Annotated in this window: 22 protein-coding genes; 10 read left to right on the forward strand and 12 right to left on the reverse strand. The window is 71.8% G+C overall.

What is annotated here, in order from left to right; translation table 11 throughout:
* Positions 1-213: 213 nt before the first annotated feature.
* Positions 214-2,340: a DEAD/DEAH box helicase gene (locus ITJ54_RS10215; protein WP_194627934.1), complete on the forward strand. Its 2,127-nt coding sequence runs from the start codon at positions 214-216 to the stop codon at positions 2,338-2,340.
* A 130-nt stretch (positions 2,341-2,470) separates the two neighbouring features.
* Here the strand turns inward: ITJ54_RS10215 and ITJ54_RS10220 are convergent, their stop codons facing one another.
* A complete protein-coding gene (locus tag ITJ54_RS10220; protein WP_071274277.1) occupies positions 2,471-2,743 on the reverse strand; it encodes a mycoredoxin in 273 nt (90 codons plus the stop codon).
* Positions 2,744-2,803: 60 nt separating this feature from the next.
* On the opposite strand from ITJ54_RS10220, the gene ITJ54_RS10225 reads away from it, so the two are divergent.
* Complete coding sequence (locus ITJ54_RS10225; protein ID WP_194627936.1) at positions 2,804-4,333, forward strand: CYTH domain-containing protein; 1,530 nt, start codon at positions 2,804-2,806, stop codon at positions 4,331-4,333.
* Between the two features lie 62 nt (positions 4,334-4,395).
* Here the strand turns inward: ITJ54_RS10225 and ITJ54_RS10230 are convergent, their stop codons facing one another.
* Both ITJ54_RS10230 and ITJ54_RS10235 read right to left on the reverse strand, forming a co-directional pair.
* A complete protein-coding gene (locus tag ITJ54_RS10230; protein WP_194627938.1) occupies positions 4,396-6,567 on the reverse strand; it encodes a S9 family peptidase in 2,172 nt (723 codons plus the stop codon).
* A 9-nt stretch (positions 6,568-6,576) separates the two neighbouring features.
* The gene (locus ITJ54_RS10235) at positions 6,577-7,659 is read right to left on the reverse strand and encodes a Fic family protein (RefSeq protein WP_194627940.1); all 1,083 of its coding nucleotides are present in this window, start codon (positions 7,657-7,659) and stop codon (positions 6,577-6,579) included.
* A gap of 293 nt (positions 7,660-7,952) precedes the next feature.
* On the opposite strand from ITJ54_RS10235, the gene ITJ54_RS10240 reads away from it, so the two are divergent.
* Positions 7,953-9,152: an amidohydrolase gene (locus ITJ54_RS10240; RefSeq protein ID WP_194627942.1), complete on the forward strand. Its 1,200-nt coding sequence runs from the start codon at positions 7,953-7,955 to the stop codon at positions 9,150-9,152.
* 34 nt (positions 9,153-9,186) lie between these two features.
* Here the strand turns inward: ITJ54_RS10240 and ITJ54_RS10245 are convergent, their stop codons facing one another.
* Both ITJ54_RS10245 and ITJ54_RS10250 read right to left on the reverse strand, forming a co-directional pair.
* Positions 9,187-10,077, reverse strand: a complete 891-nt coding sequence (locus ITJ54_RS10245; protein ID WP_194627944.1) for an aminodeoxychorismate lyase — start codon at positions 10,075-10,077, stop codon at positions 9,187-9,189.
* A gap of 19 nt (positions 10,078-10,096) precedes the next feature.
* Positions 10,097-10,495 (reverse strand): tryptophan synthase subunit alpha, encoded by a 399-nt coding sequence (locus tag ITJ54_RS10250; RefSeq protein WP_323741675.1) that lies wholly within the window; start codon positions 10,493-10,495, stop codon positions 10,097-10,099.
* 16 nt (positions 10,496-10,511) lie between these two features.
* Here ITJ54_RS10250 and ITJ54_RS10255 point away from each other — a divergent pair, with 16 nt between their 5' ends.
* Complete coding sequence (locus tag ITJ54_RS10255) at positions 10,512-11,033, forward strand: 8-oxo-dGTP diphosphatase (protein WP_194627946.1); 522 nt, start codon at positions 10,512-10,514, stop codon at positions 11,031-11,033.
* A gap of 24 nt (positions 11,034-11,057) precedes the next feature.
* Here ITJ54_RS10255 and ITJ54_RS10260 read toward each other — a convergent pair whose 3' ends face one another.
* The 3 genes from ITJ54_RS10260 to ITJ54_RS10270 form a co-directional block, all read right to left on the reverse strand.
* Complete coding sequence (locus ITJ54_RS10260; protein ID WP_194627948.1) at positions 11,058-11,342, reverse strand: hypothetical protein; 285 nt, start codon at positions 11,340-11,342, stop codon at positions 11,058-11,060.
* A gap of 34 nt (positions 11,343-11,376) precedes the next feature.
* Positions 11,377-12,936 (reverse strand): ABC transporter permease, encoded by a 1,560-nt coding sequence (locus tag ITJ54_RS10265; RefSeq protein WP_194627950.1) that lies wholly within the window; start codon positions 12,934-12,936, stop codon positions 11,377-11,379.
* A gap of 91 nt (positions 12,937-13,027) precedes the next feature.
* Positions 13,028-14,716, reverse strand: coding sequence for a cation:proton antiporter (locus tag ITJ54_RS10270; protein WP_194627952.1), 1,689 nt, complete (start codon positions 14,714-14,716; stop codon positions 13,028-13,030).
* A gap of 115 nt (positions 14,717-14,831) precedes the next feature.
* On the opposite strand from ITJ54_RS10270, the gene ITJ54_RS10275 reads away from it, so the two are divergent.
* The 3 genes from ITJ54_RS10275 to ITJ54_RS10285 all read left to right on the forward strand — a co-directional run bounded on the left by ITJ54_RS10275 (position 14,832) and on the right by ITJ54_RS10285 (position 18,242).
* Positions 14,832-16,088 carry an anion permease gene (locus ITJ54_RS10275; RefSeq protein WP_323741676.1) on the forward strand — a complete coding sequence of 419 codons (1,257 nt, stop codon included), beginning with the start codon at positions 14,832-14,834 and terminating at the stop codon, positions 16,086-16,088.
* A 55-nt stretch (positions 16,089-16,143) separates the two neighbouring features.
* The gene (locus ITJ54_RS10280; protein WP_194627955.1) at positions 16,144-16,440 is read left to right on the forward strand and encodes a hypothetical protein; all 297 of its coding nucleotides are present in this window, start codon (positions 16,144-16,146) and stop codon (positions 16,438-16,440) included.
* A 341-nt stretch (positions 16,441-16,781) separates the two neighbouring features.
* Positions 16,782-18,242: an aspartate ammonia-lyase gene (locus ITJ54_RS10285; RefSeq protein WP_323741677.1), complete on the forward strand. Its 1,461-nt coding sequence runs from the start codon at positions 16,782-16,784 to the stop codon at positions 18,240-18,242.
* A gap of 230 nt (positions 18,243-18,472) precedes the next feature.
* Here ITJ54_RS10285 and ITJ54_RS10290 read toward each other — a convergent pair whose 3' ends face one another.
* Together ITJ54_RS10290 and ITJ54_RS10295 are read right to left on the reverse strand one after the other, a co-directional pair.
* Entirely contained in the window at positions 18,473-19,558 is a 1,086-nt protein-coding gene (locus ITJ54_RS10290; RefSeq protein ID WP_194627960.1) for a YihY/virulence factor BrkB family protein, read from the reverse strand.
* A gap of 132 nt (positions 19,559-19,690) precedes the next feature.
* Positions 19,691-21,055, reverse strand: coding sequence for an MFS transporter (locus ITJ54_RS10295; RefSeq protein ID WP_194627962.1), 1,365 nt, complete (start codon positions 21,053-21,055; stop codon positions 19,691-19,693).
* Between the two features lie 69 nt (positions 21,056-21,124).
* Between ITJ54_RS10295 and ITJ54_RS10300 the strand changes: the two genes are divergently transcribed.
* The 3 genes from ITJ54_RS10300 (at position 21,125) to ITJ54_RS10310 (ending at position 24,782) form a co-directional block, all read left to right on the forward strand.
* On the forward strand, positions 21,125-21,496 hold the full coding sequence (locus ITJ54_RS10300; protein ID WP_194627964.1) for an FKBP-type peptidyl-prolyl cis-trans isomerase: 372 nt from the start codon (positions 21,125-21,127) through the stop codon (positions 21,494-21,496).
* A gap of 53 nt (positions 21,497-21,549) precedes the next feature.
* Positions 21,550-22,341, forward strand: coding sequence for an aldo/keto reductase (locus tag ITJ54_RS10305; protein ID WP_228509079.1), 792 nt, complete (start codon positions 21,550-21,552; stop codon positions 22,339-22,341).
* A gap of 197 nt (positions 22,342-22,538) precedes the next feature.
* The gene (locus ITJ54_RS10310) at positions 22,539-24,782 is read left to right on the forward strand and encodes a HelD family protein (protein WP_323741678.1); all 2,244 of its coding nucleotides are present in this window, start codon (positions 22,539-22,541) and stop codon (positions 24,780-24,782) included.
* A 28-nt stretch (positions 24,783-24,810) separates the two neighbouring features.
* Here ITJ54_RS10310 and ITJ54_RS10315 read toward each other — a convergent pair whose 3' ends face one another.
* Both ITJ54_RS10315 and ITJ54_RS10320 read right to left on the reverse strand, forming a co-directional pair.
* Entirely contained in the window at positions 24,811-25,074 is a 264-nt protein-coding gene (locus ITJ54_RS10315; RefSeq protein ID WP_194627969.1) for a protealysin inhibitor emfourin, read from the reverse strand.
* Positions 25,075-25,113: 39 nt separating this feature from the next.
* On the reverse strand, positions 25,114-26,163 hold the full coding sequence (locus ITJ54_RS10320) for a M4 family metallopeptidase (RefSeq protein ID WP_194627970.1): 1,050 nt from the start codon (positions 26,161-26,163) through the stop codon (positions 25,114-25,116).
* Positions 26,164-26,182: the final 19 nt, after the last annotated feature.

Here is a 26,182-nt window from a genome sequence, read left to right on the forward strand (position 1 = left end):
TGCGTGCGACAGCGCCGGATCCTCCGCGCAGATCGAACCCATCGGACACCACCCGGGTGACCGCGACGGGCACGGTCGACAGCCAGAACGTCGTGGGGATCGGCGCACCGGTGGGCCGCATCGGCCCGCCATGGCAGTGGTGCGACGGACGCACCGACGACTTCCGCCAGGACGGCGGCTCGCCCCGGTCTCGGGACGGAACAAGGAGGAGCCTTGGCTCGATCAGGCACGCGGCGTGCAGCCGGTGGGACGCGGACCGCGTCGCGCCGGACCCGGCCGCTCGACAACGACGGCGTCATCCCCGTGCTCGCCCGCGCGGTGCGCGAGGTCGAGGCGGCCGCCCAGCGCGGACCGCTGAAGGCGTCGAACCGCACGAAGTTCCAGGCGGTCGCCCTGCTCATGCGCGAGGAACGTGCCCGCGTGAAGGCGGACACGACGCTCACCGACGCACAGCGGGCCGAGCAGATGAAGCGGCTCGACGGCGTCGCGACGATCCTCGCCAAGACGGCGGCGCGGGACACCAGCGTCATCCAGCTCCTGGCGGAGGAGTCGCCGGTGACCGAGGCGACCCGCACCGTCAAGCGCGACATGATGATCGCCGGCGGCGTGGAGATGCAGCCGGAGGACCTCGTCATCGCCGCCGAGCCCGCGCCGGTGGTCACCGCGCAGGAGCGAGCCGTGGTGCCGCAGGCCGTGGTGCAGCGCCAGCTCGCGAACCCGTTCCTGCCGCCGGACTTCGCGCTCGCCGACCAGCCCGTCGCGCACCCGCGTCGTCTTGCGAACTGGGAGCTGTTCGGACCGCTCTTCAAGTCGTTCGAGTACGGCGCCGGCGGGGGAGCGGCCTCGATGCGGCTGCCCGACCCGACCTCCGTGCAGACCGTCTCCGGCACCGCGCTGATGCAGCATCAGGCGGAGCTCGTCGCCTCCGCCGCGCAGGGCCACCGCACGTTCCTGCTCGCCGACGAGCCCGGACTCGGCAAGACCGCCCAGTCGCTGCTCGCTGCCGAGGCCGCCGGGGCGTACCCGCTGCTCGTCGTCGTGCCGAACGTCGTCAAGACCAACTGGGCGCGCGAGGCCGCTCGCTGGGTGCCGAACCGCCGCGCCACGGTCATCCACGGTGACGGTGACGACCTCGACGGGTTCGCCGACATCGTGATCGTCAACTACGAGATCCTCGACCGGCACTTCGGTTGGCTCGGGGCCTTCGGGTTCAAGGGCATGGTCGTCGACGAGGCCCACTTCATCAAGAACAAGGACTCGCAGCGCTCGAGGTTCGTGCTGCAGCTCGCCGAGAAGATCCGCGCGCGCACCTCGTCGCCGCTGCTCATGGCGCTGACGGGTACCCCGCTGATCAACTCGGTGGAGGACTTCCGCACGATCTGGGAGTACCTCGGCTGGATCGACGACAAGAAGCCGCGCGCGCAGCTCATGAACGAGCTCGAGGACATCGGGCTCACCCCGGCCGACCAGGGCTTCTTCGCCGAGGCCCGGCGCGCCGTGATCGACATGGGCATCGTCCGACGCCGCAAGGTCGACGTCGCGGCGGACATCCCCGCCCGTCGCATCGCCGACATCCCCGTGGAGCTCGACGGCGACGAGGGCCGCTCGATCCGCGACGCCGAGCGGGAGCTCACCGCGAAGCTCGTCAAGCGCTACCACCAGGCGCTCGACGCCCGCACCGGCCAGGCGCCGGTCGAGGGCATCGACCACAAGCTCGTCCGCCAGGTCGCGCGGTGGGAGCTCGAGGACCAGGACGCCTCCTCGACCGGGGAGAACGTGTTCTCGATGGTCCGGCGCATCGGTCGTGCGAAGGCCCAGCTGGCGGCGGACTACGCGGCGCAGCTGGCCACGAACGTCGGGAAGGTCGTGTTCTTCGCCAAGCACCTCGACGTGATGGACCAGGCCGAAGAGGTCTTCGCTCGTCGGCACCTGCGCACCGCGACGATCCGCGGCGACCAGACCGCGGCGCAGCGCACGGCCGAGATCGACTCGTTCGTGAACGACCCCGACGTCGCCGTGATCGTCTGTTCGCTGACGGCGGCCGGCGTGGGGATCAACCTGCAGGTGGCGTCCAACGTCGTCCTCGCGGAGCTGTCCTGGACCAGTGCCGAGCAGACCCAGGCGATCGACCGCGTGCACCGCATCGGTCAGGAAGAACCCGTCACCGCGTGGCGCATCATCGCGGCCCAGACGATCGACACCAAGATCGCCGAGCTCATCGACTCCAAGGCGGGCCTGGCAGCGCGAGCGCTCGACGGATCCGACGAGGAAGTGGTCGACTCGGGCGACATCCAGCTCGACGCCATGGCGGCGCTGCTGACGGAGGCGCTCGGCGGCTGACCTGCCGTTCGGTGCCGTTCGGTGCCGAACAACGAAAACCCGCTCGAACCACGGACTTCCGCGGTTCGAGCGGGTTTCGGTTGTGCGGGGCGGTCGGCGCCGCCGATGCGGACGCCGCCCGGGCAGCGCGTCAGATGCGCGACTGGACCTCGGCCAGGGACGGGTTCGTCGCGGTGCTGCCGTCGGGGAACACCAGCGTCGGCACGGTCTGGTTGCCGCCGTTGACCTCGGCGACGAGTTCGGCCGTCCCCGGCGTCTGTTCGATGTCGACCTCGGTGAAGGGCACGCCGGCCTTGGACATCTGGTTCTTCAGACGGGCGCAGTAGCCGCACCAGGTGGTGGTGAACATGGTGACGCCGCCGGCCTGGGGCACGAACGCGTCGCGGGTGATCGTCTCGCTCATGTCCACAGGCTAACCCCGCGGTGTCGTGAGCACCCCGGGCACCCTGGTAGACAGGGGTACGTGACGGACACGCACCTCGAGATCGAGCGCACCTACGACCTTCCAGACGACGCCAGCCTGCCCGACCTGATCGGTGTCGGCGGCATCATGCAGGTCGACCACCAGGAGCCCTTCGAGCTCGACGCGACCTACTGGGACACCGAGCGGTACGACCTCGTCGCGGCGCACGTCACCGTCCGTCGGCGCACGGGCGGCCCGGACGCCGGCTGGCACATCAAGCGCGCCGAGTCCGACACCGTCCGGCACGAGGAGCACTTCCCGCTCACGGACGACGCCGACACCGTGCCGGTGGAGGTCCTGGCCGCGCTGTTCACCGAACGCCGTGGACGTGGCCTGCGGCCGGTGGTCCGGATCACGACCACCCGCACGGTGACGCGGCTCCTCGACGAGGACGGCGACCAGATCGCCGAGCTCGCCGACGACCGCGTGAGCGCCGAGCGCCTCGACGCCGACGCCCCCGCCGACCCCAGGACCTGGCGCGAGGCCGAGGTCGAGACCGTCGAGGGCGTCGACCAGCAGGTCGCCCACGAGTTCCTCCGGTCCCTCGACGGCCGCTTCGCCGCGGTCGGGGCCGGCCCCGCCGCCGTCGCGTCCAAGCTGGCGCGTGGGCTGGCAGGAGCACCCGCACCGCGCCTCCAGTCCGCTGACAAGCCGGACAAGGGCACCGTCGCCCGCGCGATCACGAAGCGTCTCAAGAAGCTGCGCTCCGCGCTGCTCTCCCAGGAGGCCCGGCTGCGGTCCGGCGACACCGCCGGCCTCCGCGAGACGGCCGAGACCGCGCTCGGGGTCGCGGCCGTCCTGCAGACGTACCGTCCGGCGTTCGCCGCGACCGAGGAGCTGGACCGCGCCGCCGAGGCGGCGGACGCGCTGGCCGCCGTCACCGCCAAGGCCGCGCTGGCCGAGTACCTGATCGAGCGACTGCCGCGGGCCTCCTCACCCGCGCAGGACGAGCTCGTCGACGCGATGACCCGCGAGCGCATCCTGGCGTCGACCAGGGAGCGCCGCGACCAGGCCTCGCGTGACGTCGTGGCGTTCCTGCACACCGAGGCGTTCCTGGAGCTCCTCGACGCCCTCGACGACGCGGTGGAGCGTCCTGCGCCGACCGCGTGGGCGTTGCGTTCCCCGAAGCACGCCGCGCAGGACGTCTCCGCCATCGTGAAGCCCCACGTGCGCGAGCTCGTGCGTGACGCGGTGGCCGACGACACCTCCGACACCGCGGCCGAGCGCGAGGCGGCCGACCGTGCCACCACCGAGCTGGCGTGGCAGGCGACCATGCGCGCCCGGATGGCGATGGACCTGCTCGGGGACGACGCCTTCCCACACGCGCTGTGGAAGCGCATCGGGGCTGCGGCGGACGTGCTCACGGAGCGGGTGCGGTCGTTGTACGCGCTCGACGCGCTGCGGGCCAACGCCGCCATCGCGGAGCGCGGTGGTGAGTCGACGTTCGGGTACGGCGTGCTGGCCGGTGACCGGGTGCGCCTGGCCGAGGAGTCCTACGACGAGGCGGTGCACGCGCTCAACCGCGTGTGACGCACGGTTCCTTCGTCGAGGGAGCAGACGACGTCGTCTGCTCCCTCGATGTGGTTCGGGCTCTAGCCCGCCGCTATCGGCGCTGCCGAGGCCGCCGCGGGGGAGACGTCGGCGAGCCCGAGCGTGTCCAGGATCCACGCGAGCTCGAAGGCCCGCTCCTGCCACGAGGCGTAGCGACCGCTGACGCCACCGTGCCCGGCGGCCATCTCGGTCTTCAACAGCACCGGGGCGCCGACCTCGCGGAGCTTGGCGGTCCACTTCGCCGGTTCGACGTAGAGCACGCGGGTGTCGTTGATCGAGGTCACCGCGAGGATCGCCGGGTACGCGACGTCGGAGCGGACGTTCTCGTACGGGCTGTACTCGCTCATGTAGCGGTAGACCTCGGGGTCGTGGAGCGGGTCGCCCCACTCGTCCCACTCGATGACCGTCAGCGGCAGGTCCGGGTCGAGGATGCTCGTGAGCGCGTCGACGAACGGCACCGCTGCCAGGATGCCGGTGAAGCGGTCCGGCGCGATGTTGGCGACGGCACCCATCAGGAGTCCGCCGGCACTGCCACCCTCGGCGACGAGCCGGTCGGGGCTGGTGCGGCCGCTGGCGATGAGGTGGTCGGCGACCGCGACGAAGTCGGTGAACGTGTTCTTCTTCGTCAGGGTCTTGCCGTTCTCGTACCAGTGCCGGCCGAGTTCGCCGCCACCGCGCACGTGGGCGACGGCGAAGACGACGCCGCGGTCGAGCAGCGACAGGCGCATCACGCTGAAGCCGGGGTCGATCGAGTACTCGTACGAGCCGTAGCCGTACAGGTGCAGCGGGGCCGGGGTGTCGGTGTCGACGGCGTCGCGGCGCCACACGAGGGAGATCGGCACGCGGGTGCCGTCCTCGGCGGTGGCCCAGTCGCGCTCCTGCACGTAGTCGTCGGGGTCGTAGCCGCCGAGCACGGGCTGGCGCTTCAGCACCGTGACCTCGCCGGTTGCCAGGTCGAGGTCGCTCACCTCGGACGGGGTGACGAACGAGGTGAAGCCGATGCGCAGGGTCGGCTGCTCCCATTCCGGGTTGCCGCCGAGTCCGGCGGAGAACAGTGCCTCGGCGAAGGGGACCTCACGCGGCTCACCGTAGCCGTCGCCCTCGATCGGGATGATCGCGACGCGGGGCAGGGCCTCGGCACGGTACTCGACGGCCAGGTGGCCGGCGAAGGCGTCGGCGGACTCGATGCGACGCTCGGTGTGGTGCGGGACGACCACGCGGCGGTCGGTCTCGGAGGTCGGGTCGTCGGCGGGGACGTCGACGAGCTCGAAGTTCTCGGCGCCGTCGTTGTGCAGCACGAGCAGCCGGTCGCTGCCGCCGACGATGGCGTGCTCGATCTCGTACTCGACGCCCTCGCGCCGGGGCCAGACGACGTGGAACTCGCCCGTCGGGTCGGCGGCGTCGAGGATCCACGCTTCGGACGTGATCTTCGAGCCGAGCTCGATGACGATGTACTGCGACGACCGGGTCACGCCGATGCCGACCCAGTAGCGGTCGTCGGGCTCCTCGAAGACGACGACGTCGTCCGTCGAGGCGGTCCCGACGGCGTGACGCCAGATGCGGTCGGGGCGCCAGGAGTCGTCGACCGTCGGGTAGAACACCCAGCGGCCGGAGGGGTCGAACGTGGCGCCGGAACCGGTGTTCTCGACGACGTCGGGCAGGTCCTCACCGGTCGTCAGGTCGCGGACGTGCAGCGTGTAGCGCTCGTCGCCGGCGACGTCGACGCCGTACAGCAGCCGGGTGCCGTCGTCGGAGATGTCGTAGGAGCCGAGCGAGAAGAACTCGTGCCCGTCGGCCAGGGTGTTGCCGTCGAGGACGACCTGCTCGCCGGGGAGCGTGGCCGCGCTCTCCTCGAGCGACGGCGGGGTCCAGTCGTCCGGACCGCTGATCGGGGCACGGCACTGGATGCCGTACTGGCTGCCCTCGGCCGTGCGGGTGAAGTACCACCACTGCCCCATCCGCACCGGCACCGAGAGGTCGGTCTCCTGCACGCGGCCCTTGACCTCGCCGAAGACCCGCTCGCGCAGGGCGGCGAGGTGGTCGGTCGACGCGGCGGTGTGGGCGTTCTCGGCTTCGAGGTACGCGATGGTGTCTGGCGACTCCTTGTCACGGAGCCACTCGTAGTCGTCGACGAAGTCGATGCCGTGGTGGGTCCGTGTGACGGGCCGCTTGTCGGCGGTGGGCGGGGTGGTCGCTTCGTGCTCGCTGCTCACCGTCCCAGCCTAGGCCGCGACCTGGTGCACGAGCTCGCGGTCCGCGCGGTCGCGTACCCCGGCGCCGACGCGCTCGGCGAACGCATCGAGCTCGGCGGCGACCCCGGTGACCAGCCACGCTCGGCCTCGACGGCGCTGCGTGACCGGACGGATGGTCCCGGTCCGCTCGAGCGTCTGGACCAGTGCGTCGACCGAACCCGGCGCGGACCCCGGCGACCGCCGACGGAGGGCGACGAGGAGGTCCTCGGCGTCGTCCTCGGTGAGGACGGCGTCGTGGCGGAGCTCGGGGAGCGGCCAGGGGAACCGACGGCGGGTGTCCTCGGCGTGCTCGTCGAGCAGCAGTGCCATCAGCGCAGCCTCGTCGCAGACCGTCCCGATCGCCACCGCGAGGTCGGCGACGAAGCCGTGCACGAACCCGGAGCGGTACCGGACCAGGTGGTCGAAGTACCGCGACCGGTCGGCCACGAGCGCCGCGGCGACCGGCACCGTGACCGTCGTGGTGAGCCTGCGGCGGCGGAGGACCGCCCCGATGAGCGCACGCCCGACGCGTCCGTTGCCGTCGGTGAACGGGTGGACGGACTCGAACTGGGCGTGCGCGATCGCCGCCTGCGCGACGGGGTGCAGGTCGTCGCGCTCGAGGAAGGCGACGAGGTCCGCCATGGCGTCGGGGACGAGCTCCGGTGGTGGCGGGACGTACGTCGCGAGCCGTGGGCTGCCGCCCCCGCCGATCCAGTTCTGCACGGTGCGGTACCGGCCGGCGTCGCGGCCGTCGAGCGGGTCGTCACGCATCAGGTCGTGGTGCGCGGTGCGGATCGAGCGCTCCGTGACGGGGCCGCTGCCGGCGTCGGCGGTCAGGCGTCGGAGTGCGGTCGTCGCGGCGACCATGAGCGTCGCACTGCCGTTCGCCCGCACACCGACCACGGCGCGGGCGTAGTCGTCGAGGTCGGCGTGCTCGTCCTCGATCCGCGAGGACGCGACGGCCTCGGTCCGTGCCAGCAGTCCGCCCAGTGCGCCGAGCCGGTCCCCGTGGTGCTGGTCGAGGCTCCGGAGTGCCGCCGCTGCGCGGTCGAGCAGCGCGAGGTCCTCGGGCACGGGGTCGTACCGACGGTCGGCGATGGGCGGCGGGACCGAGGTCGTGACCGACGTGCAGAGACGGTCGGCACGAGGGCCACGGCGCGTACTGCGCCACGGCCGCTCCGCCGTGCCGTGGACCGCCCACTCCGGGGCGGAAGCGGAAGTGGAAGCGAGAGCGGGACCGGGGCCGTCGTCGTCCATGTGTCCTCCTGTCGTCCCTCGGAGCGTAGGCACGTCGTCGCCCCCACCGCGCATCGTCGACATGTTGTATCCCGCCTCCCGCGTCACCGGCCGCGGCTACCGTGGAGGGCATGACCAACACGTTCGCGATCACCGGTGCCCACGTCGTCCCCGTCACGTCCCAGGAGTTCGACGGGGGAGCCGTCGTCGTGCAGGACGGCCGCATCACCGCGATCGGCCCGGACGTCACACCGCCGCCCGGCATCCCCGTGGTGGACGCCGCGGGAGCGTGGCTCCTCCCCGGGTTCGTCGAGGCCCACGGGCACGTCGGGATCCACGAGGAGGCGAACGGCCCGGCCGGCAACGACACGAACGAGCTCACCGGACCGAACCAGGCCGCTGTCCGTGCGATCGACGCCGTGGACATCGACGACGAGGGCTTCCGCGACGCACTCTCGGGCGGTGTCACCGCGATCGTCGTCAAGCCCGGTTCCGGCAACCCCATCGGCGGGCAGTCCGTGGCGATCAAGACCTGGGGCGGCCGGACGATCGACGAGCAGCTGATCTCCGACGCCGTCAGCGTGAAGAGCGCCCTCGGCGAGAACCCGAAGCGCGTCTACGGAGACAAGGGCCAGACGCCCTCCACCCGGCTCGGCGTCGCGAAGGTCATCCGCGAGGCCTTCGTCGACGCGCAGCACTACCGAGCTGCGCGCGACGCCGCCACCGCGAAGGGCGAACCGTTCGCCCGTGACCTGACGAAGGAGACCCTGGTCCGTGTGCTCGACGGCGAGCTCGTCTGGGACCAGCACACCCACCGGCACGACGACATCGCCACCGCGATCCGCCTGTCCGAGGAGTTCGGCTACCGGCTCGTCGTGAACCACGGCACCGAGGGCCACAAGATCGCCGACGTCCTGGCAGCGAAGGACGTCCCGGTGATCTACGGCCCGCTCTTCACCAGCCGGTCGAAGGTCGAGCTCCGCGACCGCGGCATCCCGAACCTCGCGGCGCTCGCCGCCGCCGGTGTCCGCGTGGCGATCACCACCGACGCACCCGTCGTCCCGATCGCCATGCTCGTCACGCAGGCGACGATGGCGGTCCGCGACGGCCTGCCCCGCCAGACGGCGCTCGAGGCCCTCACCGTGAACCCGGCGACGTTCCTCGGGTTCGGGGACCGCGTCGGCCGCCTCGAAGCCGGCTGGGACGCCGACCTGGTCCTGTGGTCGGGTGACCCGCTGGACGCCACCAGCCGCGCGACCCGGGTGTGGATCGACGGCAAGCAGGTCTTCGCGTGGACCGACGGCGTCGGCGTCACCACGCCCCGCTGGTAGCGCTGCGCGACGCACCCAGCAGCAGCGACCCGCCTCAGGACTCCCGGGCCAACAGGAACTCGTTCATCTGCTCCGTCAGGTCGAGGTCCATCGCCTGCTCGTCCCCGTTCACCAGCCGGATCGGCGCGGCCTGCCGCACGCTCGACACGAGCCACAGCGCGTCGGCGGCCCGCAGGTCCGCCATCGTGACGAGCTCGTAGGCCGTCTCGATGCCCTCGGCCTCGGCGAACCGGAAGACGTCCGCCTGCGTGGTGCCGGCGAGGATGCCGATGTCGGTGCGCGGCGTCACGAGTCGCCCGCCGACCGACATCACCAGGTTGGCGCGGGTGCCCTCGAGCACGTAGCCGTCGCTCGAGACGAACAGGGCGTCGTCGGCGCCGCGTCGGACGGCCTCACGCAGTGCGGCCATGTTCACGGCGTACGACAGCGACTTCGCGCCCTGCAGCAGCCACGGCGAGGTCCGCTCGACGTCGTGGCGGTACCCGCGGTCGAGCGTCACGACCGAGATGCCCTGCGTCCTGGCGGGCGTCGAGTCGCCGGACGCCGCCGCGTACACCCACCCGGTGGGGCGGTCGGAGCCCTCGACGCCGCGGGTCATGACCGTCTTCGCGAAGGCCTCGTGCACGGGGTCGAGCTCCGCGCAGACGGCCTCGACCGCGCGGCGCCAGGCGTCGAGGTCGGGCAGCGGCAGGTCGAGCATGCGGGCGGAGCGCACGAAGCGGTCGAGGTGGGCCTCGAGGGCCTGGGGACGACCGTCGACGACGGTGATCGTCTCGAAGACGCCGTCGCCGCGGATGATGCCGAGGTCCTGCACCTGGATGGTCGCAGCGAGCGGGGCCTCGTACGTGAAGGCATCGGCTGCGGGGTCGTGCGCGGCGGCCTCGCGCGAGGGCTGGTTCAGGACGGCGAGCACGGTTTCGGTCATGCGACCATCCAACCGCAGGTCAGCTCTGCTTCGGCAGGGCTCCCATGAGCTTCCAGACGGCCTCGGTCAGCTCCGGGTGCTGCAGCGCGATGCGACGCAGCCGGTGGTACTCCTCGCCGAGCTGCGTGCCCTGCCCGGAGGCGGGGTGCATCGACCACTGCGCGCTCCGGCGTCCGATCGCGTCGTCCAGCTCGAGGGCCTCCGCGCGGAGGATGAGGACGACCTGCTCGTCGACCGTCGGCAGCATCGGCATGAACTCCCACGGGTCGTCGCCCTGCCGACTGCGGTGCTCGACGATCATCGAGATCTCTTCCGCTGCCTCGGCTCGAAGCACCTCGAGACTGCGCCCGAACCGCCGGTGCTCAGCCACCGTGCCCCCGCAGACCACCTGCCATGGAACGAGCGTACGCCAGTTCATCGGCCAGACTGGACACGTGCCGACCCGTGACGAGACGAAGAACCAGCACCCCCGAGTCGTCGTCGTGTACCTGCTGCGCGACGGTGCGGACGGGCCGGAGGTGCTCCTCGGGGAGAAGCGCCGCGGGCTCGGGACGGGGCGCGTCGTCGGCCCGGGTGGCAAGCGCGAGCCGGGGGAGTCGGCGGTCGAGACCGCCGTGCGCGAGGTCGCCGAGGAGGTCGGCCTGCGGCTCGACCCCGCCGACCTGGAGGCTCGTGGCACGTTGGACTACCGGTTCCCGTTCCGGCCGTCCTGGTCCCAGGTCTCCGACGTCTTCGTCGGTCGGCGCTGGTCCGGCACGCCCACCGCGAGCGACGAGCTGGAAGCGCGGTGGGTCCCGGTCGACGCGGTGCCGTACGACGCGATGTGGGACGACGCCCGCTACTGGCTGCCGAGCGTGCTCCGCGGCGGGACCGTCGACGCACGCTTCACGTTCGCGGAGGACAACGCGACCGTCGCCGGTTTCACGGGCACTGGCGTCGACGCACCGAACCGCTAGACAGCTCGGGCACTGCCGTCGGGCTCAGCGGCGCTGCTGCGTGCGCGTGCTGCCCGTGCGGGCTTCCTCGGCCTCGGCCATGACGTCGGCGTCCCCGCTCCGGCCGCCGAGCGGGCGGACGAAGAAGTCGACGATGCCCACCACGATCGCGCCGACGAGCGCGAACATCGCCCATCCGACGAACAGCCCGGCGGTGTTGCGACCGTCCGCCGGCGCCAGGACGACGCTCGTGACCCAGAGTGCCGCGGTGAGCGCGAGCAGGGCGACGACGAGCGTGACGAGGAGGCGGTGCCAGGCGGTACGGGTCATGATCGGCCCAGGATACCGCCCGGCGCGACGGTGATCAGCGTGCCGCGTGCCGGCTGTGGGACGTGCTGGCGGGCTCGGCCGGGGTGCCGGAGCCGTCGGTCCGTGGGACGGGGCGGGTGCGTGGGCCCGCACCAGGGCCTCCCGTCCGGCTGCCCGCCGGCTGCCGGTCCGTCTGCCGGACCACGGGGATGCGCCCCGTGGTCAGCGGTTCGTTCTCGAGGCCGTCGCGGCCGCCCGTGAAGACGTCGCCACCGACGCGGTCGTCCTGCCAGTCCTCGTCGCGGAGGACCTGCAGCGTGCCGGTCTCGGTGGAGGACAGCCCGTGCCGCTCGAGCTCGACGTCGCGCTGCTTGCCGAGGAACTCGCGGTTGGCGTTCTGGGCGTCCTGGAACATCGTGGTGCGGCCCGTGACGATCGCGCGGATGCGACGGCGCTCCCACCACATCTTGCCGAAGTACATCAGCACGAGCCCGGCGCCGGCGTAGCAGGCCATCGTGATGAGGCCTCGGGCGGGGCCGGGGCCGACGCCGTAGACCTGGTGCTTGATCATGTCGACCATGCTCGAACCGACGACGACGTTGTTGAGCCAGGCGAACGGCTCCGGCATGAACCACTTCGGGTACGCGCCACCGGAGGACGGCATCGACAGGAAGACGAAGCAGATCATCGCGGGTGCGGCGATGAACCGGCCGACGAAGTAGCTCAGGCCGTTCACCGCCAGGCCGATCGCGACGATCCAGCCCCACGCGATGAGCACGAGCTCGATCCAGTGCCCGTGGATGGCACCGACGACGGGCCCGGCGAGCGTGTTCGTGATGAGCGAGATGACGAGACCGCCGACGACGATGACCGCCATCCGGGTGCGGTGGCGCAGCGGTCCGCCCATGATGCCGATGAACATCGCGACCATGTACCCACCGATGCACCAGGCGAGCATCACGTACATCGGGACGGTGCCGTACTCGTCGTACGCGGGCAGCGCTGCGAGCTCGGTGACCTTCGGAGCAGCGACGCCGATCGCGGTGAGCACCGCCGTCAGCGTCGCGGGGACGAGGCTGGCGACCTGGAACTGGTGCGCGCTGGCCTTGAAGAACTCGTTCGTCGACGGGTCGTACGCGACGGCCATCGACCCCGCGAGCACGTCCCGCTTCGCCGCCACCAGCGAGTCGTACGTGTGGAAGACGAACTCGCCCGGCAGGGCCTTCTGCACCGCGGCGACGAAGCCGGGGTCGCTGCCGATGAGCGCGACGGGGACGTCGTGCGGGTGCGGGGCGTGGAACGCGAAGACGTAGCAGAGGCAGAAGCCGACGATGAAGAACAGCGGCATCCACAGCTGCAGGCCGATCAGCTGCAGCGACGGGTGCAGGGTCGAGAACCAGCGGCGGTAGGCGCTGATCCGCTGCGGCTGGGGGACCGGGGCCTGGCGGCGGAGCGTCGACCGCGAGGCCCCCGCGACCTTCGCTCCGCGGCGGGGAGCGGTGCCGCGGGTGGAGGGGCGCGTCGTGCGCTGCTTCGGAGCGGGTCGCGGTGTGGACGCGCCGGGACGGTCCGGGGTGTCGGAGTGCTTCGGGACGTCGTTCCGCGGGGTGCTCACTGGCGCGCTGTGCTCCTGGTCTCGTGTCGGTCATCCGAGGATACGCCCGGCCTCTGACCGCCGTCCTGGGTGACGGACCCCTCTCGCGCTCCTACGACCGGCTGCGGGACGCCTGCGCCGAGTCCATCGCCAGCTCCTCGGCGTCGAGGGTCACGAGCACGCGGCGCATGACCTCCTCGTCGAGGTTGCCGCGCTCGCGCTCCTCGAGCACGATCTCGCGGCGCCGGTCGAGCAGCTCGCGGCGGATGTCCTGGATCTGCGAGCCGCGGAGCCGCGACGGGGCGTCGCGGTCCTCCGACTCCTCTTCCATGGCGTCCTGACGGAAGACCTCCGCCTGTCGCTGGAGTCGGCTCTTGAGTCGGCTGACGACGGAGTCCACTGCCTGGTCCCCGTACTGCTTCGCCCACTCCGGCCGGCGCTTGTCGAGCAGCTCGATCGCCGCCTCGGTGGTGCGCTGGTTCAGGCGCATCTCGCTGCGGACGTCCTCCTCGCCCTCGGCCGGGTCCTGCACCTTGAGCGACCGGATCACGAAGGGCAGCGTCAGGCCCTGCAGCAGGAGCGTGCCGACGGTGACGATGAAGGCGATCACGAAGATGGTGTCCTGGGCCTTGATGTCGACGGGGTTCGCCACGACCGACACCGCCGCGGCCAGGGTCACCACGCCGCGCATGCCGGTCCACGAGATGACCGTCAGCTCCCGCCAGTTCAGCTTCGGCTCGGCGGTCCCGCGGATCCAGCGGAGGGACGGGTGCCCGCGGGACAGCTTGATCCGCAGGGGTCGGAGCCACCGCCCGTTGAAGCGGTTGCGCACGTAGGACTCGAAGACGAAGAGCGGCCGCACGAGGATCACGACCGCCAGCACGACGGCCGCCGCGGTCAGCGTCTGCCCGAGACTCCGCTCGCTCTTGATGAGGTCCTGCACGACGGTGTTCAGCTGCAGGCCGATGAGCGCGAAGACGAAGCCCTCGAGGATGACGTCGATGCTCGTCCAGAGGGGGCGTTCCTGCAAGCGGGTGGCGTAGCCCTCCTTCGGCGAGTTGTAGCCGATGTAGAGCCCCGCCGTGACGACCGCGATCACGCCGGAGCCGGAGAGGTCCTCGGCCAGGATGTAGGCCACGAACGGCAGCAGGATGCTCATGATCGTCTCGACGACCGGGTCGTTGATCCGCATCCGGATCCAGTGCACGAGCACGCCGAGCACGATGCCGACCGCCAGGCCGACGCCGATGGCCAGGCCGAAGATGCCGAGGTCCTGCCAGATCGTCAGCGAGGTGCCCGCGGCGATCAGCGTGAAGACGCGCACCAACGTCAGCGATGCGGCGTCGTTGATCAGGCTCTCGCCGGACAGCACCGTCATCACGCGGCGGGGGAGCCCGAGCTTGCGGCCGATCGCGGCGGCGGAGACCGCGTCCGGCGGGGCCACGATGGCGCCGAGCAGGATCGCCGCCGGCCAGTCCATGTCCGGGATGATGATGTACGCCGCCAGGCCGACCGCGAGCGCCGTCACGATGACGAGGAAGATGCCGAGGCGGCGGATCTGCTTGATGGACGTCCGGAAGCTCTGCCACGACACGTCGAGTGCCGCCGAGTAGAGCAGCGGCGGCAGGATCACCGTCAGGATCAGCTCCGAGTCGATCTCGATCGGCGGCAGACCCGGCAGGAACGAGGCGGCCAGCGCGACCGCTGTCACGAGGAGCGGTGCGGGCAGTCCCTTCGACCGTGCGAACCCGGTGACGAGCAACGATCCGACCAGCAGGATGAGGAGCTCGGCGGTGTCCATGCCCTCATTCTCCCATCGGCATGCTTCCGAAGCTGAACGAGTTGGAAGCCGAGGTGAACATCAGGTGACCATCCGGGTTTGCCCCGGACGCCGAGGACTGGTTCACTGGCCCGCGGTGGACATCACACTCATAGTCGTCCTGGTCATCGCGTTGGCCCTCTTCTTCGACTTCACAAACGGATTTCACGACACCGCCAACGCGATGGCGACACCGATCGCAACCGGGGCCATGAAGCCCAAGGTCGCGGTCACGGTCGCCGCGGTGCTCAACCTCGTCGGTGCGTTCCTGAGCACCGCCGTCGCGACGTCGATCTCGCACGGGTTGATCAACGAAGGCCCCGGTGGGGTCGCGATCTCGCCGGAGATGATCTTCGCCGGACTGATCGGCGCGGTGGTCTGGAACATGATCACGTGGCTGCGCGGCCTGCCGTCGTCGTCCTCGCACGCGCTCTTCGGTGGGCTCATCGGTGCGGCGATCGTGGGCGCCGGGTTCCAGTCGGTGAACTACGTCGCGCTGCTGACCGTCGTCATCATCCCGGCGTTCCTCTCCCCGGTGATCGCGGCGCTCGTGTCGTTCCTGTCGACGCGCATCGCGTACCGGATCACCCGACGCCCCGTGTTCCCGAACGAGCGTGGCGGGTTCCGCGTCGGCCAGATCTTCACCTCGTCGATGGTGTCGCTCGCGCACGGCACGAACGACGCCCAGAAGACGATGGGCGTCATCACGCTGACGCTGATCGCGTCCGGTGCCCAGTCGTCGAGCCAGGGCGTGCAGTTCTGGGTCGTCGTCGCCTGTGCCCTCGCGATCGCCCTCGGCACCTACACCGGTGGCTGGCGGATCATCCGCACCCTCGGGTCCGGGCTCACCGAGATCCGCGCCACGCAGGGCTTCGCCGCCGAGGCCTCCACCGCCGCCACGATCCTCGCGTCGAGCCACCTCGGCTTCGCGCTCTCGACCACGCAGGTGTCCTCGGGGTCGATCATCGGCGCCGGCCTCGGTCGCCGCGGCTCGAAGATCCAGTGGTCGACCGCGGGCAAGATCGTCATCGCCTGGTTCATCACGCTCCCCGCTGCCGCCGCCGTGGGCGCCGTCGCCTCCGGCATCGCGCGCTTCGGCATCATCGGGCTCGTCATCGACGCGGTCGTCGGCGCCGTCGTGATCCTCGGCCTGTACCTCTGGTCACTCCGCAAGCCGCACGGGCAGGCCTCCGCGATCGAGGTCGACGTCGCTGCGAACGCGGTCTACACCCGCAAGGAGCTGCGCGACCTGCAGCGCAAGAAGCGTGCCGAGAACGTGGCCGCGCGCCGCGCCGAGCTGAGCCGCGAGCGCACCCTCCGACGCATGGGTGCTCGCAAGGGAGGACGCCGCTGATGGGCATCGCCACTGACGGTCACCGTCTCGCCTTCCCCGAGGGAGGACGCCGCTGATGGGCATCGACTGGTTCGCCTTCCTGACCGTGGCGCTCGTCGCGGTGGTCGCCTCCTGCTTCGTCGTCTCCGTGTACTCGGTCGGACTCCGCTTCTGGAGCGCCGCCGACACCCGCGCGGGCAAGTTCACCGTGAAGGACGACGGCACGATCGGTCCGGCCACGGCCGGGTTCCCGAACCCGGCAGGGTCGACCGGGGCCGTCCGTGGCCTCCGCACCCTGGCGGTCGCGTGCTTCGTGGTCTGCGCCGCGACCGTGCTCTACGGCATCTACCTCATCGTCCCCCAGTTCCACTGACGCGCGGCGCACCGCTGGTGCGCCCTCGTGCACGTGGTGCGCCGTCGTGAGCGCGCACGGTGCGCGCAACGCCGCACCGGCCGTGCGAACCGGCACCGTGCCGGCCGGGAGGCTCGTGGCGGCCTGGCACCGAGCCTCCCGTCCTGTACGCCCCGGCTCGGCACCCGCCGGTGCGCCGTCGTGCACGTGGTGCGCGCTCGTCGGCGCGCACGGGGAGGGCAACCTCGCACCGGCTGGGCGAACCCGCACCGTGCGCGCCGCCGCCGGCCCCGCCCCCGCGACCGGACCGGCCGGACGGACTGGGTTAGCCTCGGGTGGTGGACCACGACGAGGAGGCACACGTGAGTGTTGGGACCCGCACCGAGACCGATTCCCTGGGGACGCGGGAGGTGCCCTCGGACGTCTACTGGGGGATCAACACCCTGCGGGCGCTGGAGAACTTCCCGATCACGAGCGTGCCGATCTCGGTGTACCCGGACCTGATCGAGGCCCTCGCGACCGTGAAGCAGGCCGCTGCCCGGGCGAACAAGGCGATCGGCGTGCTCGATGCCGAACGCGCGGACGCCATCGACCAGGCGGCGCAGGAAGTCCGCGACGGCGCCCTCCGCGAGCAGTTCGTCGTCGACGTGGTGCAGGGCGGCGCGGGCACGAGCACGAACATGAACACGAACGAGGTGCTCGCGAACCGTGCGCTGGAGATCCTCGGGCGTGAGCGCGGCGACTACGCGTACCTGCACCCGATCGACCACGTGAACCGCAGCCAGTCGACGAACGACACCTACCCGACGAGCATCAAGATCGCGATGATCTTCGGCGTCGGGCGGCTCATCGAGCAGATCGAGCAGCTCTCGGACGCCTTCGCGGAGCGGGGTCGGGCGTTCGCGGACGTGCTCAAGGTCGGGCGCACCCAGCTGCAGGACGCCGTGCCGATGACCCTCGGGCAAGAGTTCATGGGCTTCTCGCACACGATCCAGGAGGACGCCCTGCTGCTCCGCCGGGTCACCCCGCTGCTGGCGGAGATGAACCTCGGCGCGACGGCGATCGGCACCGGCATCACGGCGGACCCGCTCTACCGCGACGAGGTCCGGCGGCAGCTGCAGGTGGCGAGCGGCATCGACGTCGTCACCGCGCCCGACCTCATCGAGGCCACGAGCGACGCCGGCTCGTTCATGACGCTGTCCGGCACGGTGAAGCGCAGCGCGATCAAGCTCTCGAAGATCTGCAACGACCTGCGACTGCTCGCCTCGGGGCCGCAGGCGGGCTTCGGCGAGATCACGCTGCCGGCGCGGCAGGCCGGGTCGTCGATCATGCCCGGCAAGGTCAACCCGGTGATCCCCGAGGTCGTGAACCAGATCGCGTTCGCGGTCGCCGGGGCCGACGCGACCGTGACGATGGCGGCAGAGGCCGGGCAGCTCCAGCTCAACGCGTTCGAGCCGATCATCGCGCACTCGATCCTGCAGTCCCTGCAGTGGATGACCCGGGGCTGCGCGACGCTGCGCGAGCACTGCGTCACGGGGATCGAGGCCAACGAGGCCAAGCTCGCGGCGCAGGTCGACACCAACGTCGGCGTCGTCACCGCCCTGACGCCGTACATCGGCTACGCGGCCGCGGCGTCGATCGCCCACACGGCGCTGACGACCTCGACGCCGATCAGCACGCTCGTCACGGCTGCCGGCCTGATGGAGCCGGACCAGGTGCACCGCGTGCTGAGCCCGGCCCGGCTGTCGGGGATCGAGCTCGCGACGGGTGCCATCCCCGTGGTCACCGAGGAGATGCTGGACGCCGAGGCACGGCGCCGCTGACCCTGCCGAGCCGCTCGCGGCGGGTCGCAACGCGGCGGGTCGGATCGCGCGTCGCGGCTCAGATCGCGCGTAGCGAGTCGATTCGCGCGTAGGCGGTCGATCCTTCTGACCCCCGACGCGCGTTCTCGCATCCCATTGCGGGCGTTGTGGGAAGGACCGCGCACGACCCCGGCCGCAGCCGCCCACGACCCCGCTGCAGCCGCGCACGACCCCGGCAGAACCGACACCCGTCAGGGCATCGGCCGCTCGCCCACCCGGACCTGGTCGGCGACCTCCCGCAGGTGCTGCTGCTGCGCGGTCGGCGTCGGGTCCTCGTCCTCGGGCCGTTCGGCCGCCGACACCCGCACCTGCCGAGCAGCCGCGACGTCGGCGTCCCGCCACCGGGCGAGCGTGAAGTTCCGCGTGACGTCCCGCAGCGGCAGGCGGATGGACTCGTCGGCGTCCATGCCCGCCAGGAGCTGCCGCAGCCGGATGACCTCGGAGTCGAGCTCCCCGCCGACGACGAGCACGAAGTTGGAGATGTAGAGGTACACGAGCAGCAGCAGGGCACCGCCGAGCCATCCGTACGCGATGTTGCTGCCGCCGATCGTCTCGACGTAGAGCGCGAAGCCGAACGTCGCGACCGCCCACGTGACGATCGCGAACCCGGCGCCGGCCGACACCCACCGCAGCTGCGGCGTCTTCACGTTCGGCGTCGCGTAGTACAGCACCGCGACCATCACCACGAGGTCGACCGCCAGGACGGGCCACTTCGCCACGTCCCAGACGTCGTCGACCCACGGCGCCCAGCCGAGGCTCGCGACGATCGCCGCCGAGATCGTCGGCGTGCCGAGCAGGATCACGATCGCGATGGCACCGCCGACCATGATCAGCAGCGTGACGAGGAGCATCATGCTGCGGAACTTCCAGATCCGGCGCCCCTCCTCGACCTCGTACGCGGTGTTCATCGCCCGACCGAACGCGGTCGCGTAGCCGGACATCGACCAGAGCGTCAGCACGATGCCGATCCAGAAGCCGAGCCACGGGTTGTCCAGGCTGAGGAGCTGCCGGAGGGGCTCCTCGAGGTGCACGGCCGTCTCGGGCCGGACGATGAACCCGAGGATCTCGATGATGTCGCTCAGGCTGTCGCCCTGCCGGTCGACGATCGACAGCGCCGACACGACGGCGAGCGTGGTCGGGAACACCGTCAGCAGTGCGAAGAACGTCAGGGACGCCGCGGCGTCGACGACCCGGTGCCGGATCACCGAGTGGTAGGTACGACGCACGACCGCACGGACCCCGGTCCGCTGGAGGTCACGCGACATGCGGTCCGGCATGGGTACGAAGATATCGGTTGTGTGAACAGCCCACGTCGTCCGCGACCCACCACCGGACGGGAGGCCCGTGGCGGCGCCGCCACGGGCCTCCCGTCCGGTGGTGGTCCCGACCACCCCGTCGAGCGAGCGGACTCAGTTCGCGTTGGGGTGCAGCGCGTCGTAGCGGCGGAAGGACGGCACGAGCCGCAGGAGCAGCGCGACCAGTCCGATGATCGCGACCCCGCCCAGGACCGGCGGCACCGCGATGCCGGCGGCGACGACGAGCCCGGCGTAGAGGTCGCCGATGCGCGGCCCGCCGGTGACGACCACGGTGAAGATGCCCTGCAGCCGGCCGCGCATGCCGTCGGGTGACGCGGCCTGCAGGATCGTGTTGCGGAACACCGAGCTGACGTTGTCCGCGCCGCCCGCGACGGCGAGGAACACCGCGGCGGCTCCGAGCGCGGGCAGGATGCCGGTGCTGAAGGACTCGCCCTCGCGGCCGCCGAGCACGTGTGCCAGTGCCACCACGACGCCGAACGCCGAGATCGCGCCGCCGTAGACGGTGATCGCCCAGCCGACGGCCTCGCCCTGGCGGCGGACGTGGCCGAGCGGCCCGGAGAACACGCTCGACAGCAGGGCACCGATGGCGTACGCGGCGGTCAGGGTGCCGACGGTGATGGCCCCACCGCCGATGACGAGCGCCCCGATCGCGGGGAAGAGCACCCGCGGCTGACCGAACGTCATCGCGATGATGTCGAGCACGAAGGTCATGGTGATGTTCCGCGACTTCTTCAGGAAGCGCGCTCCCTCGACCAGGGAGCTGAGCCCCGGGCGCAGGGCACCCTGGTCGGCGGCCATCCGCGGCAGGGTGAACACCCCGAGGAACGCGCACGTGAAGAGCACGACGTCGATCGTGTACGTCGGGGCGAACCCGACGGTCGCGATGAGGACCCCGGCGACCGCGGGGCCGACGGTGACCTGGAAGCCGGACGCGATGCCACCGAGGGCGCTCGCCGCGGGGAGCAGGTCGGTGCCGACGAGGCGCGGGACGATCGCGGAGCGTGACGCCCCGCTCACCGTCGCCGCCACGGCGTTCACGGTCGCGAGCAGGTAGAGCAGGGCGACGCTGTGCAGCCCGAGCCAGGAGTGCGTGGCGATCAGCGCCACGGCGACCCAGGCGACGACGGAGGACACCAGGGCCACGGTGCGGCGGTCGAAGGCGTCCGCGAGCATGCCGCCGTACAGGCCGGCGACGATCATCGGCAGCAGCGCGATCACGCCCACGAGCGACACCGCGAACGTCGAGCTCGTGATGTCGTAGACCTCGAGGCCGACGGCGACGGTGGTCATCTGCGTGCCGATCCCGGCGATCGCCGTGCCGGCCCAGAGCCGGGCGAACGCGGGGGACCGACGGAGCGGCGTGAGGTCGGCGAAGAGACGGCGCGGCGGTGCGGGCGGGTCCTGCGGGGGAGTCGGCGGCGGTGCTGGCGTGTCCTGCGGGGGAGTCGGTGGTGTCACGGTGGAACCATTCTGCGGCCTGGAGGACCCCTGCGTCTGCTCGGTGCGCGGTCTGGTTGACTTGCCGACATGACTGACCTGAACAGCAAGCCCGAGTTCGACGCGCCCGAGGGCCCCGCCCCCACCGACCTCGTCATCACCGACATCGTCGAGGGCGACGGCGACGAGGCCACCGCGGGCTCGACCGTCAAGGTCCACTACGCCGGCGTCGAGTACGAGTCCGGCGAGGAGTTCGACAGCTCCTGGGGCCGTGGCGAGCCGATCGACTTCCCGCTCGCGGCGCTCGTCCGCGGTTGGCAGGAGGGCATCCCCGGCATGAAGGTCGGCGGGCGCCGCAAGCTCGTCGTGCCGCCGGAGCTCGCCTACGGCCCGGCCGGCGGCGGACACTTCCTCTCCGGCAAGACCCTGATCTTCGTCATCGACCTGCTCGGCGTCCGCTGATGCCGTCCGGTGCGCCCGTCGCCCCGACCGTCGAGCTGAACGACGGGCACCGCATGCCAGTGCTCGGCCTCGGCACCTACTCGCTCGACGGCGACGAGGGCGCCGCGGTGATCGGCACGGCCATCGCCAGCGGCTACCGCCTGCTCGACACCGCGCTGAACTACGGCAACGAGGACGCCGTGGGCCGTGCGGTCCGCGACGCCGACGTGCCGCGGGACGAGCTCTTCGTCACGTCGAAGCTGCCGGGTCGCCACCACGGCTACGACGAGGCGCACCGGTCGATCGACGAGACCCTGGGCAACCTGGGGCTCGACCACGTCGACCTGTACCTGATCCACTGGCCGAACCCGTCGGTGGACAAGTTCGTCGAGACGTGGAAGGCGTTCGTGGACCTCCGTGACAGCGGCAAGGTCCGCTCGATCGGCGTCTCGAACTTCACGCCGGCACACCTCGACCGGATCATCGACGCCACCGGTGTCGCGCCGGCCGTCAACCAGGTCGAGCTGCACCCGTACTTCCCGCAGGCCGCCCTACGTGCCGTGCACACCGAGCGCGGGATCGTCACCGAGAGCTGGAGCCCGCTCGCGAAGCAGTCGGAGCTCATGACCGAGGCCCCAGTCCTCGCCGCGGCCCAGGCGCACGGCGTCACACCCGGCCAGGTCGTGCTCCGCTGGCACGTCCAGCTCGGCGCCGTCCCGGTGCCGAAGTCCGGCGACACCGACCGCCAGCGCGAGAACCTCGACGTGTTCGGGTTCGAGCTCACGAGCGACGAGGTCGCGGCGATCTCCGGCCTCGAGCGCGGGCGCCTCTGGGACGGCGACCCGGACACGCACGAGGAGATGTAGCGCCGACGGGCGGACGGGCGCGCCCCGCTCGGCGGCGACGCGAAGCGTCGCGCGGGGCGCGCCGACCGAGCCTGCGAGGGAGGGGTGCCAGCTGGCACCGCGCCTCCCGTCCGTCCATGGTCCGGCACCACGGACCGCGGCGTCAGCGCGAGGGGCAGGGGGACTACACTGGATACCCCTGTCCCGAAGGGTTGCGTGTGTCCGAACCGACCGAGATCGACCGCGAGCGAACGTACGTCGACGGACTCTTCGTCCGCCTCGACGAGCTGACCGCCGAGGCCGAACAACGCCTCGCCGAGACCCGCCGTCAGGCCGTCGGCGGCAACCACCAGAGCCGCAGCGAACGCGACGCCTTCGCCCGGCTCTACGAGGACACCATCCACACGCTCGAGCGCGTCGGGGACCGGCTGGTGTTCGGCCGGCTCGAGGTCGCGGACCCGCCCGCCGACGAGTCCGCCTTCCGGTACATCGGCCGCGTGGGGCTCCGCGACGCCGAGCACCGCCCGCTGCTGCTCGACTGGCGCGTGCCGGGGGCCAGCGCGTTCTACCAGGCCACCGCCGCGTACCCGATGGGCATGCGGGCCCGTCGTCACCTGTCGCTCGAGGGCCGCAGCGTCGTCGGCGTCGAGGACGAGGTCTTCGACGCGACCCTGTACGACGACGAGCGCACCCACCTGCAGGGCGAGGGCGCGCTGCTCGCCGCCGTCACCGCCGAGCGCACCGGCCGGATGACCGACATCGTCGCGACGATCCAGGGCGAACAGGACCGCATCATCCGCTCCCCGCTGGAGGGCGTCCTGATCGTGCAGGGCGGCCCCGGCACCGGCAAGACCGCCGTGGCGCTGCACCGCGCTGCGTACCTGCTGTACTCCTACCGCGAGCGCCTGCGCGGGTCCGGCGTGCTCGTCGTCGGGCCGTCCCCGGCGTTCCTGACCTACATCGAGCAGGTGCTGCCGTCCCTCGGCGAGACCGGTGTCGTGATGGCGTCCCTCGGCTCGCTCTACCCGGGGCTGCACGCCACCCGACACGACCGCCGCGAGGTCGCTGCGGTCAAGGGCTCCGGCGAGATGGCGGACCTGCTCCGCCGCGCGGTCCGGTCGCGCCAGGTCGTGCCGACGGAGTCCGTCGAGCTCGACGTCGAGGGCGAGCGGCTCGTCGTGCCGCCGCAGCTCGTCGCGGACGCCATGCACCGCGCCCAGGACCGCGGCAAGCCGCACAACGTCGCCCGGGTGTCGTTCAACAAGGGCGCGCTCGACGCGATGACGAAGCTCCTCGCCGAGCAGCTCCGACAGCGCGGCACGACGGTGGACGACGCCGACATCAAGGTGCTGCGCGAGGACATCCGGTCCTCGTACGACGCCCGCGTCCTGCTCAACACCGCGTGGCTGCCGCTGCCCGCGGAGAAGCTGCTCGAGGACCTCTACGCGCGGCCGAACTGGTTGGCGTCCCTCACGCCGAACTGGTCGCCGGAGCGCCGGGCCATGCTCGCCCGGGAGCGCGGCGCCGGCTTCACGGTGGAGGACGTCCCCCTGCTCGACGAGGCCGCCGAGCTCCTCGGCACGTTCGACCCGACCGGCGGTGCGGCGAAACGCCAGGCGAAGGCCAGCCGGAACCGCGACATCGAGAACGCCCGCCAGGCCATCGAGAACATGGGCGTCGAGGGCATCGTCTCCGCGGAAGAGGTGGCGGGTGCGTTCGCCGAGGGCGGCGACCCCCGCTCCACGGCCGAGCGAGCCGCCGAGGACCGCGAGTGGACCTACGGGCACATCGTCGTCGACGAGGCCCAGGAGCTCTCGCCGATGCAGTGGCGGGTGCTCGCCCGGCGCAACCCGCTCCGGTCGTTCACGATCGTCGGGGACATGGCGCAGGGGTCCTCGCCCGGCGCCGCCCGCACGTGGGAGGACGTCATCGGCGCGCTCGCCCGTCGCCGCCGGGGCCGCGCGCCGCAGGTGCCGCTCGACCACCGCGTCGCCGAGCTCACCGTGAACTACCGCACCCCGCGCTCCATCGTCGAGGCCGCCGGCGCGTTCGCCACCGCGGCTGGACTCACCGTCACCGCGAACCAGGCGGTCCGGGACGGCGACCCGGTGGAGCGCGTGTCGGTGTCGCGGGCCGAGGTCCTCGACACCGTCGCCGCCCGCGTGACGGGGGAGCGGTCGCACATCGGCTCGGGGACGATCGGCGTGATCGTGCCGGAGGCGCAGGTGGACGTGGTCCGCCAGCGGCTCGCCCAGGGTGACCTCGACGTCCGGAGTCTCGGGTCGCCACGACCGGGCTCGGTCACGGTGCTCACCGGGGCGGACGCCAAGGGCCTGGAGTTCGACGGCGTGGTGCTCGTGGACCCGGACGGGGTCGGGGCGGACGCCGCCCGTGCCGCCGCCGCGGTCTACGTCGCGATGACCCGTCCCACGCGGCGGCTCACCGTCATCGACGTGGTCTGACCCAGCCAGGAGGCCCGGGTCGGCCCCGTCAGTCCGGCTCGCCCTCGGTCCGCACCCGCTCCACGAGCGCGGCCAGCGGGCCGTCGAGCACGCGGCCCGGCACCCGGACCGTGGTGCTCGCGACGGTGATCGTCCAGACGTAGTCGTCGGGCACCGGCGCCACCGGCTGGCGCGCCGCACGAGGCACGGCGTCGACCAGGTCGGACCAGCCGTCCGGGTCGGCGTCCGTGTCGATCCGCCAGCCCCGGCTGAGCCCGGCGAACCCACCGCTCCGACGCACGAGGATCTGCATGGGGCCGACCCTACGCCGGGCCGTGGCCTGCCCGGGTGGTCAGTCGAGCACGCCGACCGTGCGCCACGCATCGGCCACGGCGACGGACTGCGCGGAGCCCGCGCCGAACCGCGCGTCGGCCGCCGACACCGTGACCCGTGCGAAGCCGGCGAAGTCGATCGACGCGGTGACCTCGGCCGAGGTCAGGGCGTCCCACCACACCGCGCCGGCACCCTGCCAGGCGTTCCCACCGATCGCCGTGGCGGCGAGGAAGAACGCGTGGTTCGGGATGCCCGAGTTCGTGTGCACGCCGCCGGCGTCGTCGTCGGTCTCGACGTAGTCGGCCATCGTCGCCGGCTGCGGGTCCTTCCCGAGCACCGGGTCGTCGTACGCGGTGCCCGGCGCCCGCATCGATCGGAGCGCGACCCCGTGCACGGCGGGCGTGAACAGCCCCTCGCCGATGAGCCAGCTGGCCTCGGCGGCGGTCTGCCCGGCGGCGTACTGCGCCACGAGCGATCCGAAGACGTCGCTGACGGACTCGTTCAGCGCACCGGACTGCCCCTGGTACGTCAGGTCGGCCGTGTACTGGGTGACCCCGTGGGCGAGCTCGTGCCCGATGACGTCGAGCGCCACGGTGAAGCGCGTGAAGACCTCGCCGTCCCCGTCGCCGAAGACCATCCGGGAGCCGTCCCAGTACGCGTTGTCGTAGTCCTTCCCGTAGTGCACGGTGGCGTCGAGGGGGAGCCCGGCGCCGTCGATCGACACCCGCCCGAAGACGTCGAGCCAGAACGCGTGGGTGGCGCCGAGCCCCGCGTAGGCCTCGTCCACGGCGGCGTCACCGGTGTCGGGTGCGCCCTCGGTCCGGACGACGGAGCCGGGCAGCGTGGTGGTGCCCTGCGCGTCGGCGATGGTGCGCTGCGGTGACGCGTCCGGCGCGGTGGCCGTGCGCGGGGCACGGAGCGACCGGGTCTTCGGCGCCTGCACGGCGTCGAGTGACGCCAGTGCCGTCCGTGCCGCCGGGGTGGCACGGGGGAACGCGTCGGTCGGCGCGTCGGCGATGGCGCGCAGCAGGTACGGCGGGACGACGGAGCGGAGCGGGGCGGCGGTCATGCCAGCCATGCAACCCCTG

Origin of the sequence: Curtobacterium sp. VKM Ac-2865 (genome assembly GCF_015350905.1) — a bacterium.
Classification (GTDB): Bacteria; Actinomycetota; Actinomycetes; order Actinomycetales; family Microbacteriaceae; genus Curtobacterium.